Raw genomic sequence first — 15,184 nt, 5'->3', positions numbered from 1 at the left:
AAGAAATACTATTTAACACTTTCCTTGCAGACGCAGCCCGCCCATCTACCATAGAAAAATAATAGAAGCCCCAACTGAATTACATCAAATCGCAGACTCGTAGGAACTTTCCTACACCAAAAATTAAACAACTTATCTATGGTCGCGTATCGCGCCAGCTAGAGCAGGCGAACAATAAACATGAAGTTCAAAGACTGGTTCGCACAGGAAAAGCAACACCTCCAAACGCTAGGCGACGATCTGGTTGAGGACGATCCGCGCCTGGCGCGCGTCCTTGGTCGAACGGCCTCAGACCCGGACGCCGAACGCCTGATGGAAAGCTTTGCCTTCCTGACCGCCCGACTGTCGATGAAGATTGAAGACCACCTGCCCGAGCTTACCCACCCGCTCCTGCAGCTGCTCTACCCCAACTTCCTGCGCCCCCTCCCGAGCGCAACACTGATGCAGTTCAAACCTGTCGATCACGCGCTCAGCGAAACCCAGATACTGCGCAAGGGCACTCCCGTGTTCTCGCGCCCCGTTGACGACGTGAGCTGCGAATTTCGCACCTGCACAGATCTCGCCATCGCGCCGCTGGAGATCCGCAAGATCACCACGCAACCCAGCGCCGAAGCGCCCGTGGTTCGCATCGACCTGGGGGCATTGTCCGAGCAGCCACTGCGGCGCATGAACTGCGATCACTTATGCTTTCATTTGGCGGGCGGCAGCCACAATGCACTGACCCTCTATCAATGGCTGTCGCTGCACCTGGACACGCTCTATCTGCACGTTGGCCAGCACCGCTTCGCGCTGCCGGCCTCGGTACGGTTCATTGGATTCGAGGTAGATGAAGCGTTGCTACCCAGCCCTGGAGAGCACCTGGACGGCTACCGTATCCTGCAGGAGTTCTTCTGCTTCCCCGAGCGGTTTCACGGGTTCCGCATTGATGGGCTGGAGCGCTATTGGCCCGATGAAACGGCTGAGCACATCCAGCTGGAATTCCGTTTCAACGCCCCCCTGCCAGCGGATATCCAGATCGACTCCACGACAATCCTGCTCAACTGCGCCCCTGCCATCAACCTGTTCACCCGCTCGGCCGAACCCATTCATTTGACTGAGCAGACAATCGGCGAAACCGTGCGCCCAGGTCGGCGGGGCCGCGCAGAGGATGAGATCTTCAGCATCGATCGCGTCAGCAGCCAGCACCAGAGATCCAAGGATCATGTACAGGATTTCAAGCCATTCGAAACGCTGGACCGCGGCTTCCCGCTGGCCGAGCAGACACCCTCGCGCTTTTACAAACTGAATATCGAGCACGAGCCGATCAACGACAAAGTTCAGCACCGGCTAAGCCTGGTGCAGCACAACCTTGCGCCCTATCAAGGGCAGCAAGAGGTCCTGAACATCGACCTGACCTGCAGTAACGGCGCCTTGGCACAACAGTTGAACGTGGGCGATGTCGATATGACGACCCAGGACACGCCCTCGTTCGTCACCTACCGAAACCTGACCCGGCCCACCCGCAGCTACCCACCCATCCTGCAGAGCGGTGGCCACGGTGACCGCCATTGGGCGCTGATCTCCAACCTGGCCCTGAACAACCTTTCGCTGTCTTCCCCTGCCGCCCTGGCCTCGGTGCTGCGCGTTTACGACTTCGTCGGTGTCCACGACTTGCAACAAGCGCGCAGGACCACACAGCGGCTGAACGCAATCAAGCAGGTGAGCAGCGAGCCCTATGACTGGCTGATCAAAGGCGTGCCCGTGCGCGGCATGCGCACCACCCTGCACATCGACCCTGCAGGCTTCGAGTGCGAGGGCGAGATGCAGCTGTTCGGCAACGTGCTGTCCCACTTCATGGCGCTGTACGCCAGCACCCGTTCGTTTCATCAACTGCAGATCATCAATACCGCCAACGCAAACCGCCAGCTATGGTCCGCCCGGACGGGGCGGCAGCCGGTGATGTGACCAGGAGGTCCACCCTATGAGCATTGCATCCAATAAAACCTATGACAAAGATCAGCAAGATACGCGGGAGTCACCGCCGATCAGTGAGCTTTTCCCTCAGGTCGACGAACTGGGCTTCGAAACCCGCTCCAATACTAACAACCCAATCCTCGACATTGCGTCGCCCCTGCTCGGCCTCGTCGTTCGTCTGGAGGGCACCGAACGCTATGAGCACGTGGAACAGTTGTTCGCCTACGTGAAGAACCAGATCCACGTCATGGTCGAAGAGGTGCGACAGCTCGAGCACTGCGATGAGGGCGACCGTGTGGTGTTTTCCTACTGCCTGTGCTGCGTGGTCGATGAAGCTGTCATGGCTACCCCCTGGGGACGCGACTCCCCGTGGAAAGCCCAGTCGTTGCTCAGTGCCATTCATGAGGAAACCTGGGGCGGCGAGAAATTCTTCAGTGTGCTCGAACGCCTGCTTGAGGCCCCCGAGGGACGCTATGACCTGTTTGTGTTCCTGTTCTGGTGCCTGGCCCTCGGCTACCGGGGCAAGTACGCCAACCAGATCCATGGCGACGACGAGCTGGAAGTCTGGCTCAACCGTGTCCATGACCGAATCGTTGAGTTGCGCGGACCTGAGCCCGAGTTACAGCCCCTGACCGACCCGTTGAAAAATGTCGCGCCCCGAAACTACCGCATGCCTCGCCAATGGCCGTGGTGGACACCGTGGGTGGTCATGGGCGTGGTCTGTACGGGTGTCTATGTGTACCTCACCGCCCGACTCAACAGCATCACTCAGCAAGTTCTGGATTCACTGCAAACCATGCTGCAGCCATAAGTTCGATCACACCGAACTGACTTGACTCATTAGTCACTGCGCCTACAAGCGCAGCAAGTACGGCTTTGCCCATAAAAACGATAAGCAACGTATTTAAAGAAACTTCCTACAACTCTTTAGGAAGCCTCTGCGGCGACTTGGAACGGATTCCTCACTACGGTCTTGAGTGCACTTACGCCGCGCGTTCCATAACGCGTTCGGCTCCATGAACCTGCCCGAAAGGATGAACAGCAGGAGTCTGCATGAGCAACTTGAACGATGTGCGTTTCACCTTCAGCACACCCGCCGATGAAGCAATTGCGTTTGATGTGGTGTCCTTCGAACTGACCGAAGGGGTCAGCGAACTCTACCGCCTGGAAGTCGAACTGGTCAGCTTCGCCGACAACGCCGACTTTGCCACCTTGCTCGACCAACCCGCCGTGCTGACCCTCTGGCAGCAGGACGAGGCGGTGCGCCATGTGCACGGCCTGATCAGCAGTTTTGAACAGGGCACAACGGGCCACCGCCGCACCCGCTACCGCGCCGTCATCGAGCCACAGCTGGCCCGCGCCGGCCTGCAATCGGACTGGCGGATCTTCCAGCACCGGCCCGTCCCGCAGCTGTTGGAAGAGCTGTTCCGCGAACGGTTGTGGGGAGCGCTGACCCAGTACGTGACCCACCCGCACCAGAACCGCGAGTTCTGCGTCCAGGCCGGTGACCTGGACCTGGACTTTTTCTGGCGCCTGTCGGCCGAAGAAGGTTTGATTTCGATCTTCGAGCACAGCGAAGGCAGCCATGGCGTGGTCCAGGTCGACCAGATCAGCCAGTTCGGTAGCCTGGAAGGCAACCCGGTGCTGTACGTCGCCAACCCCGGCGGCGCGCAGCAGCAGCCCTGCTTGCGTCGCTTCACCTACCGCGAGCAGGTGCGCACCAGCACCCAGGTCCAGCGCGACTACAGCTTTACCCACCCGCGCTACAACCATGAGCACGCCATGTTCCCTCAGGACATGGGCAGTCAAAGCCACGACTACGAGCGTTACGACTACCCCGGCCGCTACAAGCACGACAACGCCGGCAAACCGTTTACCCAGACCAAGGCCGATGCCCTGTTCGGCGATGCCCGCGTGGCCGAGGTCGAAGGGGACGATGCGCGCCTGCAGCCTGGGATTGCCTTTCAGCTGACCGGCCACGCCCGCGAGGACATGAACATCCTCTGGCGACCGATGCACATCAAGCACAAAGGTCGCCAGTTCACGGCACTGGAAGAGGAAGCTGCCGAGGCCCAGGTCGGTACCACCTACGCGTTCACCGCGACCCTGATCCCGGCTCAGGTCGAATGGCACGCCCCTGCCCGCCCCAAACCGGTGATCGAAGGCCCGCAGATGGCCAAGGTGGTCGGCCCGCCCGGTGAAGAAATCTACTGCGACGAGCACGGCCGCGTGCGGGTGCAGTTCCCCTGGGATCGCCTGGGCCAGGACGATGACAAAAGCTCGTGCTGGGTGCGCGTCACCCAGGCCTGGGCCGGCGCGACCTGGGGCCACATGGCCATCCCCCGCATTGGCCAGGAAGTGGTGGTCAGCTTTCTCAACGGCGACCCCGACCAGCCGATGATCACCGGGCGCAGCTACCACGTAGTCAACCGCCCGCCCTACCGCCTGCCCGACTTCAAGGCCGTGAGCCCGATCCGCAGCAAGGAGCACCACGGCAAGCGACACAACGAACTGCGCCTGGACGACACCACCGGGCAAATCAGCGCGGCCTTGATGAGTGATCACGATCACTCGGCGTTGCACTTGGGGTACCTCACCCACCCGCGCCACTTCGGCGGAAAGCCCCGTGGGCAGGGGTTCGAGTTGCGCACCGATACGCACGGTGTGGTGCGTGCCGGTGGTGGCTTGTTGCTGACCACCGAACTGCGAGCCCGCGCAAGCGAACACCATACGGACCTCGCAGAAACCGCCGAGAGCCTGAAGACCGCACAGGAATATCACACCACCTTTGCCAGCGAGGCCCGCGACCATCTGGCCCAGGAGGGTGGCGATCAGGATGAGGTCGGAAATGCACTCAAGGTTCAGCACAACGCCATCCGTGGTAGCGGCGGCAACCCCGAGGCCAACCGCTTCCCCGAACTGGCCGATCCGCAACTGGTGCTCGCTAGCCCAACCGGCATCGCCACCAGCACCCCAGAATCGACCCACATCGCCAGCGGCGAACACCTAGGGCTGAGCACGGGCGGCCACACCAGCCTGGCGATCGGCAAACGCCTGCTGATCAGTGCCAGTCGTGGGGTGCGGCAGTTCGTGCAAAGCATGGGGTGGCGCTTGGTCGCGGCATCGGGTGACATCGACCTACGCGCCTTGAAAGACAACATCAACCTGCTGGCCAAGCTCAAGATCAACGTCACTGCCGAGCGCATCACCCTCAGTGCCAAGGAAGAGCTGGTCATCCAGGCCGGTGGCAGCAGCACCACCTATAACGCTGGCGGCATCGTGCACGCCACGGCCGGCCAGTACACCGCGCACGCTACGGACTTCATCTACAAGGGCTCGAAAAGCCAGGCGGCGGCGTTTCCTGAAGACATCAAATCGGGCAAAGGCAATCTGGAGCTGTTCCAGCACTACGCAAACAACCATGCATTCAAAGGCGCCAAGTACGAGGTCGAGGATGCACTTGGCCACGTGATCAAAGGTGCGCTGGATGAGAACGGCTTCGCTGTCGTATCAGGTCTCGCAGCTGGACCAGTGAAAGTGCAATTCGGTCGAGACCTTACCAGAGCGGCGTCTGCCCCCCCATTCGTGGAGCAGTCCCCTTCTCCAACAGGTGAAAGCTCGCAGCCCAGCCCAGCAGCGGCAATGCAGGAGGCTGTGAGCCAACTTATCAAGGCTGGCGAGATGCAAGCCCCAGACGCCAAAACCCTCTTGGAGACTGCCCTCAGGGCGTCGGGCGTCAGTGAGGCCAAGTTGAAAGCCCTTTCCATTCCAATGACCGCCGCCAACGCAAGGAACATTCAGCATGGATAGGTGCAGCGGGGTGGTAGCCCCTAAAGAAACGTTTGACGAAGAAGATGTGAAGGTCGGCACAGAGATGCTGGCCAAATGGCTGACCGATCTCACTGGAGACAGCGTCAACTGGAGAACCGTAATAACCGTCGGCGAGATGCTGCCAGTAGCCGGATCCATCTTTGCGGCAACAGATGCAGTGGGCGACATCATAGAGCTCGCCAAGGGCGACAATACCTACCGTGCTGATGTGTTCAACTGGGTGGGCCTGGGCATCAATTTATTTGCTATCGCGCCACTGCCGGGTATTGGCCCTGCCCGAATGGTGATGCGCCCGACATTGAAGTCGATAAGAAGTGCTAGCAAGGACGGCATAGCTCAAGCACTGCTCAGCGCCATTGAAGGCGCACTCGCCTACGTCTGCCCTGGTGACCTGGAAGCGTTCGTCGCCGAGGTCGAGATTAAGCTGCAGAGTATTCTTGCAAGCTTCGCCGCAAAAATTGTCGAGGTTTGCAAGTTCCTGGCCGACTTGATTAGGTCGGTGGCGGACGGAACAGTCAAGGATGTAGCCCTAACGGTTCTGTTCCCCGGAATACGCCTGGTAGCAGAAGCCTCTGATTTCCTCAAACGAAAGACAGGCTACGGCTTCAGTAAAAATGAACTCGGCCTCGGTGAGAGCACGAAGCTGAAACAGCTACTTGAGCCTGTTGCTCAAAGCCTCGAAAGCATTGGCGAGATGGCTGGCGGGAAGATCGTCGAGATTGGCGAGAAGACGAACCCAGGTAGCATCGCCGCCATGCTTCAAGTGCTGCGCACGGCACTAACCAAAGGCAAACGGCCATCACGGCGAGCCAATATTGCTCCCGGCTCCACTGCCCAAAGCCGCCAAGTACAAGGGCGCAACTCCACCGAAGCCGCTCCCGCCCAACGCCCCACGAGAGCGGATCCCAACTGCAAGAAGCGCGGAGTAAAAGCGGGAACCAACTGCAGCATCAGCTTCGCCACTGGCAGCGAGACGATTGTCCACACTGACTTCCAGTTGCCAGGAGCGTTTCCCATCGAATGGTACCGCACCTACCGCTCTACATTGTCTGCTTTCGACGACAGCCCCTACGGCGCACGCTGGATTACACCGTTCGCCGCTCGTTTTGATCTAAACGAAGATCAGCTCACCTACCATGGTACAGACGGCCGGAGTCAGAAGTACTCCCTGCCGAAAATCAAAGGCAGTCACTACGATCCCATCGAGAACGTAGTCATCGCTCGGATTTCCAACGATACGCTTGCCATCCTTCGGGGGCACGAAAGCCAGGAAATCTATCAACGAGACGGTAATCAGTTCCGACTGACCTCCATCAAGAAAAAAGGTGGCGCAAGCATTGCTCTGCACTATGAGCATCGCATCGCAGATATCACTGTCCTTTCAGACTTGGTGACCTATCAACACGACATCCCGCACCAGCACATTCATACGGATATCGACGATCACGGGCATGTCACCGCACTTTGGCTGATGCTTGAGGGCCAGCCACAGCGCCAATTGGCATCATACAGCTACGATGCACAGGGTGATCTGTGCAGCGCGAAGGACGAACATGGTGCCGAATGGACGTACCAGTACCAACACCACTTGGTGACGCGATACACCGACCGTACCGGGAGGGGTATGAACCTCGAATGGCTTGGCGAAGGCGCTGATGCCAAAGCTGTTCGCGAGTGGGGCGATGATGGCAGTTTGGATACCCGTCTGAGCTGGGACCCGAACATCCGTCTCACCCGCATAACAGATGCCAACGGCAATGAAACCCAGCACTTCTGCGACATCCTGGGCTATCCGTATCGAATTATCCACCCCGATGGAAATGAGGAATGGCTGTTCCGCGATGCGGCCAAGAACGTCACTCAGCACATTCACACCGATGGCAGCAGCGATGTCTATGCCTACGACGAGCGCGGCAATCTGCTGCAGCACACTCGCCCGGACGGCTCATCGATCCACCACGCCTATGACGACCTGGACCAGCGTTTCAAGAGCCGCGACGCCGAGGGTGGACTGTGGAAATACGACTACGACCAGCGCGGCAACATCATCGAAACCCAGGATCCACTGGAGAACAAGACCCTCTACACCTACAACAGTGACAACCTCCCCGTTGCCATCACCGATGCCAACGGCGGTGAGAAGAAACTGGCTTACAACCGTGATGGGCAGCTGACCAGCTACACCGATTGCTCGGGCAAGACCACGCAATGGAAGTACGATGCCCTGGGCCAACTGGCCAAACTGGTCAATGCCGCCGGCGAGGTCACCGAGTACCACTACGAGGCCGGCCAGCTGACATTGCTGGTCCACCCAGACAAGACCAAAGAAAAGTTCGAACGCGATGCCGAGGGCCGTTTACTCAAACACACCGACGCCCTTCATCGAAGTACATCCTGGACCTACAACGAAGCCGGCCTGATCCATCAGCGTCTCAACGCCAACGACACCACCCTCACCTATCACTGGGACAAACTCGGCCAGCTCGTGCGCCTGCGCAACGAGAACAACAGCGAAGCCAGCTTCAAGTACGACCCTGTAGGTCGACTGCTCAAGGAAACCGGCTTCGACAAGGAGACTACACACTACCTCTACGACAACGGCAGCAACCTGCCGACCCGCCGTGTCGATGGCGACAGGACCACGCACTTTGAATACGACCCGATGGGTCGCCTCATCCAGCGCAAGGCCGGACGCCGTGGCGGTGAAAAGTGGGAGATAGAAACTTTTGCCTATGACGGCAACGGCAACCTACTGGCGGCCAACAATGGTTCCTGCAGGTTGCAATGGTTCTACGATGCGGCGGGCAACAATACGCGCGAGCACCAGTGGCTGGACTACCTTACAAAGCCACAGGTTGCAGTGTTCACCCATGAATACGATGCCCTCAACCAACGCATCGCCACCACTCGCCCCGATGGGCACAGGGTCAGCTGGCTGACCTATGGCAGCGGACATCTACTCGCCCTAAAACTCGATGCCAAGGAGTTGATCAGTTACGAGCGTGATGACTTGCACCGAGAGATCGGGCGCGTGCAAGGCAACGGCCTGGTCCAGCGACAGACTTGGAGCCCGAATGGCCAGTTGCTGGAACAGACGCTGGCGCGACAGGGCGAGTCCAAACGCCTAGCCGCGCGCACTTACCGCTACGACGAGGCTGGCCAGTTACACCACATCAATGACCTGAACCGTGGCGATCTGCGCTATCGCTATGACCCGGTCGGCCGCTTGCTCGAAGCCAGCCACAACTATGAGAAGGAGACATTCGCCTTCGACCCGGCGAGCAACCTGCTGGACCCCGAAGCACCGCCGGGGCCCAATCCTCACTCGCCGCGCAAACTGATGGACAACGTGCTGCGCAGCTACTGCGGTACGCAGTATCGGTACGACGAGCGTGGCAATCTGCTGGAGCGGATTGAGAATGGCAACACAGGCAAATTCACCTGGGACCTGTACGACCGGCTGCGGCGCTACGAAGATGACCTGCTGGTTGTCGAGTTCGGGTATGACGCATTAGGCCGCCGGGTCTACAAGGACTCACGCTCGAAGTACCGAAACCGGGTACAAGCTGGACCGGTCTGGAACGAGAACGCCAGGCGCGCGCTGGATGAAAAGCTGGGTTGCGATTTGACGCTATTTGTGTGGGACGGCGATACGCTGGCGTTTGAGCAGCGAGGCCGGGATGGCAAGGGGCGGACCACGCATTACGTGTTTGAGCCAGGGACCTTCATTCCGGTCGCGCAAGGTGTGATAAACCATATTGATGAAATGATGCATCAGCCGAGCTATGATTTCCCATATGACATTGACCGGGATCCAGTGTGGCAACACAAACCGGTAATGAGACGTTTTGATAAGATTGGCTGGTGGCACTGCAATTATCTCGGAACACCCCATGAGTTTACTGATGAGAGCGGGAAAATCGCCTGGAATGGAATCTTTCAGGCTTGGGGGGGGAACCTGCGAAACAAATGGAAAAGCTAACCGGGCGGAAATTTGCAACCCTATTCGACTACCTGGTCAGTATTTAGATACAGAAATTGGGCTACACTACAATAGATATCGTTACTACGATCCGCGCCTGGGGCGCTTTATTGGAAAAGATCCGATCGGATTCAGCGGGGGCTGAATGTATATCAATATGCTCCAAACCCCTTACAATGGGATGACCCTAGAGGCTTATCTCCACTCAGCATAATCAAAGCAGTCGCAGAGTTGCGAAGTGGTAAAAGCGTTACCGTTTGCTCTTACAAAGAGGCTTCCGCCGTATTGTTCGGAGCCTTTCCTGACGCTCAGAAATCGGCAGGCGCGGGTGATAAAACTCCAGACAAGATTGCTAGGGATAAAGCTGCTTTCAAGTCCCTCCGCCAAAATGGTACGGGAAGAGCCAGCTATCATATGGATTTCAAAATCAATCCAGTAACTGGAGTTCTTTATGGCCATGAATCACTTCCCGACGGCCATGCGCATAAAACTTTGCCTCATATTAATATAGTCACACCAGAAGGATCTAGAGCAGACATCTTCATCGAGAGAAATCCTAATTGCCCGGGCACGAGACCAAAAAGACGATGAAAATTTATAACCATCTTCAAAAGATAAAAAAACATTTAAAGCAGAATAAAAAACTATGGCTAGAACACGAATATAATGAAAACGGAAAAATCTACAAGAAGGAATTTTTCATAATATTCCACAATAACGCCTTCCATGTTGGTCTTGACGAATATCTTGAGGACTATGAAGACGCCACCGACCTTTACAGGGTACATATACGCAAGTCATATAGCAGCCTGCCCGAAGCAATGACATTCATAACCAGCGAACTCCGCATAACGGAAGATGAGATTCTCTTTAAATGCAACAAAAGCTAGCTTGATTGAATTGACAAACACACATCGGGATTTAGAAATGCACGCACTGCTAGGAAGCCAAAGAACGATACGAACGTTGAAGCGGCACGAAGCTCACATGCTATACAACCTCGATCGAGGTCGATGAGCATACGATACCCTGGGTCAACTGCCGTAAAGGATCAATGTTGCCGGTGAGGTCACCTAATACCGGTAAGGGGTGATGGAGACTGCGCAGTTCAGCAGAATTTTTAAGAGGACTTGATGATGCCACAAATTGTAAGACTTAACGACTCAACCGATCACGGAGGTGAAGTAATTGAATCCATACCCCATACAAACCTCAACGGCAAACCAATGGCCGGCAAGGGCAACATGGTTTTCTGCCCTCTATGCAAAGGCGAGTTCCCCATCATCGAGGGCAGTGATACCTATCGGGTGAACGGAGTCCCCGTCGCTCTCGACGGCATGAAGACCGCGTGCGGCGCCAGCTTGATCGCCAGCGCATCACACGGCAGCGTTCATCGCTGAGTGAACTAGGCCAGATGGAGTAGGTGAACAACAGACATCCCAGCAGTATGTCTGTTGCCGCCGCTGCTGACCTACGAGCAAGGCGTGATCGCCCGAGGATGTATGGCATTGCCGGATGGCATCCTCCCCAAGCGCCTGGCAGCGCTATTGGCGAGGAAGAACCCGACATCAATCTCCAGCCGTTCGGAGTGCCGCTCGCTAAACAACTTAAAGGCCTGCAGCGCAACCTTTTCGATGCCGGCTTCGACTGTAACCCTGAAGAGCCTATGGCCTGCCCAGCGAACCGCTGTTGCAGACCAAACTGGTTGTCGCCCTCCCCTTTGGCGATGTTCAATCCAGCATTCCAGAGCGAGCTGCACCGGATTGTCGAGCTGCGCGGAAGCGGAACTGGCGCGTCGACTCAGCCTCGACGGCTATCCCGTGCAGCAGTCATATATCAGTCGCATGCGCGATGCCTGACCATCCTGCGCGAGCTGTGGACCGAGACCAAGGACGAGCGCTTCTTTCGCGTAGCCTGTCTGTTTCGACCTTAGCCAGCCCGTGGGGAAATCGTCGCGCTGACTGGACACCTGGCAGAAAACGAGCTGCACGGCGGACTGATATCGATGCCCAAGGCCCAGATCAGCCATCAATCCGCTACCCCAACCACCCGGAATCGCTGTACTTAAAAATGTACTTAAATTTCGTGGCTGCTGGTGGATTCTGGCAGATTGCGCTGGAACGAAAAAAGACGCCGAAGCGTCTATTTTCAAGAACTTACAGACTTCCATGGAACTCTGTAGATCGATATTTGGAGCGGGAAACGAGACTCGAACTCGCGACCCCGACCTTGGCAAGGTCGTGCTCTACCAACTGAGCTATTCCCGCATTGTAAAACTTTTACCGCTTTTGGCGTGAAGCGCCTTGACGACCTTCACCACCACTGCACCGCATAGACGCCACAGTATTTAAACTGGAGCGGGAAACGAGACTCGAACTCGCGACCCCGACCTTGGCAAGGTCGTGCTCTACCAACTGAGCTATTCCCGCAAATGGCGTCCCCTAGGGGACTCGAACCCCTGTTACCGCCGTGAAAGGGCGGTGTCCTAGGCCACTAGACGAAGGGGACACACAACACTTTTCAGTGCACCAGCACATGAACCTCACGGTTCAGACTGGATTTTCTTTTCCTGCCCCGCCGTTAAGCAGTGCCGGAGAAACTGGAGCGGGAAACGAGACTCGAACTCGCGACCCCGACCTTGGCAAGGTCGTGCTCTACCAACTGAGCTATTCCCGCATTGGCGTCCCCTAGGGGACTCGAACCCCTGTTACCGCCGTGAAAGGGCGGTGTCCTAGGCCACTAGACGAAGGGGACACGCTACAAGCATTACTGCTTGCTTTCACTCCCTGCCGCGTTTCGCTGTGTGCTTTACGCTGCAAGTGGCGCGCATTCTATGGATGGATCGGGAAGGCGTCAACCCCTTTGTAGAAATTTATTTAAATCAAAGACTTCCGGGTGGGTTGGGGTGTAAATGCGGGGCGGGTTGTCGATATAGAGAGCAGTCATCCTGCACTGGCCTCCTCGCGGCTTTAGCCGCGAAAGGACCAGCACTGGCATACAGCCGCTGTTCGCCCCTTGGCAAACTCACTACACTCAAAGCTGTAATTCTTCTTCAATGAGGCATTAACGGTGACACCACTTCTGATCACCCTGCTCATCGTGGCGGGCATCGCGTTGCTGATCGTGATCGGCTACCTCAACAATGTGGTCGAGAACGGCAAGCTGGAACGCGCCCGGACCAAGATCGAGCTGGCCGACCGCCTGCGCCGCTGTGGCGAAATCACCGAGACCTTCCCGGGCCAGTTCATGACCCCGGCCCTTAAACTGTTGCTCACCCGCCTGGAGCTGAACCTTACCCAGCGCCAGCTGGCGGTGGACAAGCATAATGCCGAACTCAAGGCGCGCATTGCCGAGCTGGACGTGCTGATTGCCCTGGGCGAAAAGATCCCGGTGAACAACCCGCCCAACCCGATCCATACCGAGATCAAGGCCAAGGACGTGCGCTTCTTGCTGGAGGCCATGCACAACCAGGTGACTCGTGCGGCCCAGGAAGGCTTCCTGACCACGCCTGAAGCCAAGCACTGGGTCAAGGAAATCCGCCACATCCTGGTCCTGCTGCATATCGAGTTCTTCAACAACCTCGGCCAGCAAGCCCTGCAGAAGAACCAGCCCGGCCAGGCACGCCTGGCATTCGAGCGCGGCGTGCAGTACTTGCGCAAGCAGCCGGAGCCGAAGGTGTATGAAGAGCAACTGACGTATCTGGAAAAGCTGCTGGCGCGGGCCAATGCCCAGGTGCTGGACCGCATGGCACCTGCGGAGGACGAGCACAACGAACTGACCGACGGGCTCAAGACCGATGCAGAAGAGACCTGGAAGAAGAAAGTGATCTACGACTGATTCGTTAGCCTGTGCTGGCCCTGTGAGAGCGGCCAGTACAGCGAACCTGTTGGTCAGCAGTCTGTCAGCTCCAGGAAGATCGCCGCCAAGCGTTCCAGCCCCGCCTGGTCTGCCTCGCTGAACCGCCCAACCTTCGGGCTATCCAGGTCCAGCACACCAATCAACCGCCCCGCCTTCACCAACGGGATCACCAGCTCGCTGTTGGACGCGCTGTCACAGGTAATGTGCCCCGGAAACGCATGCACGTCCTCTACCCGCTGGGTCTGGCGCGTTGCCGCCGCTGCACCGCACACGCCCTTGCCGAACGGAATGCGCACGCACGCCACCTGGCCCTGGAACGGGCCCAGCACCAGCTGTTCGTTGCGGTTGAGGTAGAACCCCGCCCAGTTCAGGTCGTCCACCTGGTTGTACAGAAACGCCGAAAACTGTGCGGCATTGGCGATGAAGTCACGCTCGTCGGCAAACAGCGCCTGCACTTGCGCCGCCAGCAGGTGGTAGCCGTCGAGGCCGGCGCCACTGGCATTAAGGTCGATCATTTACTTTGCTCCAGCAATTGCAGCCCGACCCAATAGCGGGCGAACTGATAGGCACAACGGCCATTACGGTTACCGCGGCCGGTGGCCCAGCGCACGGCGAGGATGTCGAGTGCTTCAGAGCGCTGCCAGGCAAGCCCGGCAGGCCGTGCCAACTGGCCAATCCAGTGCTCGACAACATTCAGGAAGTGGTCCTGGGTAAACGGGTAGAACGACAGCCACAGGCCAAAGCGGTCAGACAGGGCAATCTTGTCCTCCACCGCTTCGCTGGGGTGCAGTTCGCCATCTACGCGCTTCCAGTTTTCGTTGTCGCTTTCTTTTTCGGGCACCAGGTGGCGGCGGTTGGAGGTGGCGTACAGCAGCACGTTGTCCGGCGCCTGCTCCAGCGAGCCGTCGAGCACGCTTTTGAGTACCCGGTAGTCGCCCTCCCCGGCCTCGAACGACAAGTCGTCACAGAACAGGATGAAGCGTTGTGGCAGCTTCTGCAGCTGCTCGACCACCCGTGGCAGGTCGGCCAGGTGGTCGCGTTCAATTTCGATCAGGCGCAGGCCGGCGCTGGCATGCTCGGCCAGCAAGGCGCGCACCAGCGACGACTTGCCAGTACCGCGCGAGCCCCACAGCAGCGCGTGGTTGGCCGGCAGGCCGTTGATGAACTGGTGGGTGTTGCGGCCCAGCTGGTCGCGCTGCTGGTCGACGCCGATCAGGTCGGTCAGGCGGATGTCCAGGCTGACTTCCAGTGGCAGCAGATAACCGCTGCGGCCATCGCGCTGCCAGCGCGCGGCCAGGGTGGTGCCCCAGTCGATGTTCGGGCGCTGTGCCGGTAACAGGGGCTCAAGGCGCGCCAGTACCGATTCGGCGCGGTCCAGAAAAGCAATCAAGCGAGCGTCCATGACGACTCCTAACAATTCAGATTCGAGGCTGCTGTGCTGGCCTCTTCGCGGCTAAAGCCGCTCCCACAGGGACCGCACCAGGCCAGAGGACGGCGCAGTACCTGTGGGAGCGGCTTTAGCCGCGAAGAGGCCGGTACAGCCAGTTGAGCAATCAAGGC

General features: G+C 58.1%; 10 protein-coding genes, 5 tRNA genes and 1 pseudogene. 8 read left to right on the top strand and 8 right to left on the bottom strand.

Going from position 1 to position 15,184, the window contains the following annotated elements; translation table 11 throughout:
• The first annotated feature begins 180 nt into the window (after positions 1-180).
• The 5 genes from tssF to OZ911_RS28860 all read left to right on the top strand — a co-directional run bounded on the left by tssF (position 181) and on the right by OZ911_RS28860 (position 9,911).
• Positions 181-1,944 (top strand): type VI secretion system baseplate subunit TssF, encoded by a 1,764-nt coding sequence (tssF, locus tag OZ911_RS07020; protein WP_023048941.1) that lies wholly within the window; start codon positions 181-183, stop codon positions 1,942-1,944.
• Positions 1,945-1,960: 16 nt separating this feature from the next.
• Positions 1,961-2,764 carry a type IVB secretion system protein IcmH/DotU gene (gene icmH / locus OZ911_RS07015; protein WP_023048942.1) on the top strand — a complete coding sequence of 268 codons (804 nt, stop codon included), beginning with the start codon at positions 1,961-1,963 and terminating at the stop codon, positions 2,762-2,764.
• A gap of 242 nt (positions 2,765-3,006) precedes the next feature.
• Positions 3,007-5,763 (top strand): type VI secretion system Vgr family protein, encoded by a 2,757-nt coding sequence (locus tag OZ911_RS07010; protein WP_023048943.1) that lies wholly within the window; start codon positions 3,007-3,009, stop codon positions 5,761-5,763.
• Positions 5,756-9,766, top strand: a complete 4,011-nt coding sequence (locus OZ911_RS07005) for a DUF6531 domain-containing protein (RefSeq protein ID WP_311124160.1) — start codon at positions 5,756-5,758, stop codon at positions 9,764-9,766. Before OZ911_RS07010 ends, OZ911_RS07005 begins: the two co-directional genes overlap by 8 nt.
• Positions 9,678-9,911 (top strand): RHS repeat-associated core domain-containing protein, encoded by a 234-nt coding sequence (locus OZ911_RS28860; RefSeq protein ID WP_369014968.1) that lies wholly within the window; start codon positions 9,678-9,680, stop codon positions 9,909-9,911. Before OZ911_RS07005 ends, OZ911_RS28860 begins: the two co-directional genes overlap by 89 nt.
• 50 nt (positions 9,912-9,961) lie before the next feature.
• Here the strand turns inward: OZ911_RS28860 and OZ911_RS07000 are convergent, their stop codons facing one another.
• Positions 9,962-10,225 carry a hypothetical protein gene (locus tag OZ911_RS07000; protein ID WP_256550936.1) on the bottom strand — a complete coding sequence of 88 codons (264 nt, stop codon included), beginning with the start codon at positions 10,223-10,225 and terminating at the stop codon, positions 9,962-9,964.
• Positions 10,226-10,902: 677 nt separating this feature from the next.
• Here OZ911_RS07000 and OZ911_RS06995 point away from each other — a divergent pair.
• Positions 10,903-11,166, top strand: coding sequence for a PAAR domain-containing protein (locus OZ911_RS06995; RefSeq protein WP_031312394.1), 264 nt, complete (start codon positions 10,903-10,905; stop codon positions 11,164-11,166).
• A gap of 455 nt (positions 11,167-11,621) precedes the next feature.
• Positions 11,622-11,783, top strand: a pseudogene (locus tag OZ911_RS29110) (ParB family protein); the annotation flags it as partial.
• Between the two features lie 174 nt (positions 11,784-11,957).
• Here OZ911_RS29110 and OZ911_RS06990 read toward each other — a convergent pair.
• The 5 genes from OZ911_RS06990 to OZ911_RS06970 all read right to left on the bottom strand — a co-directional run bounded on the left by OZ911_RS06990 (position 11,958) and on the right by OZ911_RS06970 (position 12,520).
• Positions 11,958-12,033, bottom strand: a tRNA-Gly gene (locus OZ911_RS06990).
• Between the two features lie 86 nt (positions 12,034-12,119).
• Positions 12,120-12,195, bottom strand: a tRNA-Gly gene (locus OZ911_RS06985).
• Positions 12,196-12,198: 3 nt separating this feature from the next.
• Positions 12,199-12,274, bottom strand: a tRNA-Glu gene (locus OZ911_RS06980).
• 92 nt (positions 12,275-12,366) lie between these two features.
• Positions 12,367-12,442, bottom strand: a tRNA-Gly gene (locus OZ911_RS06975).
• Between the two features lie 2 nt (positions 12,443-12,444).
• A tRNA-Glu gene (locus OZ911_RS06970) sits at positions 12,445-12,520 on the bottom strand.
• Between the two features lie 315 nt (positions 12,521-12,835).
• Between OZ911_RS06970 and OZ911_RS06965 the strand changes: the two genes are divergently transcribed.
• Complete coding sequence (locus tag OZ911_RS06965) at positions 12,836-13,603, top strand: hypothetical protein (RefSeq protein WP_016485458.1); 768 nt, start codon at positions 12,836-12,838, stop codon at positions 13,601-13,603.
• 53 nt (positions 13,604-13,656) lie between these two features.
• On the opposite strand, the gene msrC is transcribed toward OZ911_RS06965, so the two are convergent.
• Both msrC and OZ911_RS06955 read right to left on the bottom strand, forming a co-directional pair.
• Positions 13,657-14,139 (bottom strand): free L-methionine (R)-S-oxide reductase MsrC, encoded by a 483-nt coding sequence (msrC, locus tag OZ911_RS06960; RefSeq protein WP_023048947.1) that lies wholly within the window; start codon positions 14,137-14,139, stop codon positions 13,657-13,659.
• Positions 14,136-15,026 (bottom strand): ATP-binding protein, encoded by an 891-nt coding sequence (locus OZ911_RS06955; protein WP_016485456.1) that lies wholly within the window; start codon positions 15,024-15,026, stop codon positions 14,136-14,138. The genes msrC and OZ911_RS06955 overlap by 4 nt, the downstream gene beginning before the upstream one ends.
• Positions 15,027-15,184: the final 158 nt, after the last annotated feature.

The organism is Pseudomonas fortuita (genome assembly GCF_026898135.2).
GTDB classification, from domain to species: domain Bacteria; phylum Pseudomonadota; class Gammaproteobacteria; order Pseudomonadales; family Pseudomonadaceae; genus Aquipseudomonas; species Aquipseudomonas fortuita.
The sequence above is the reverse complement of the archived record's forward strand: the minus strand, read 5'-3'. Positions and strand labels throughout refer to the sequence as shown.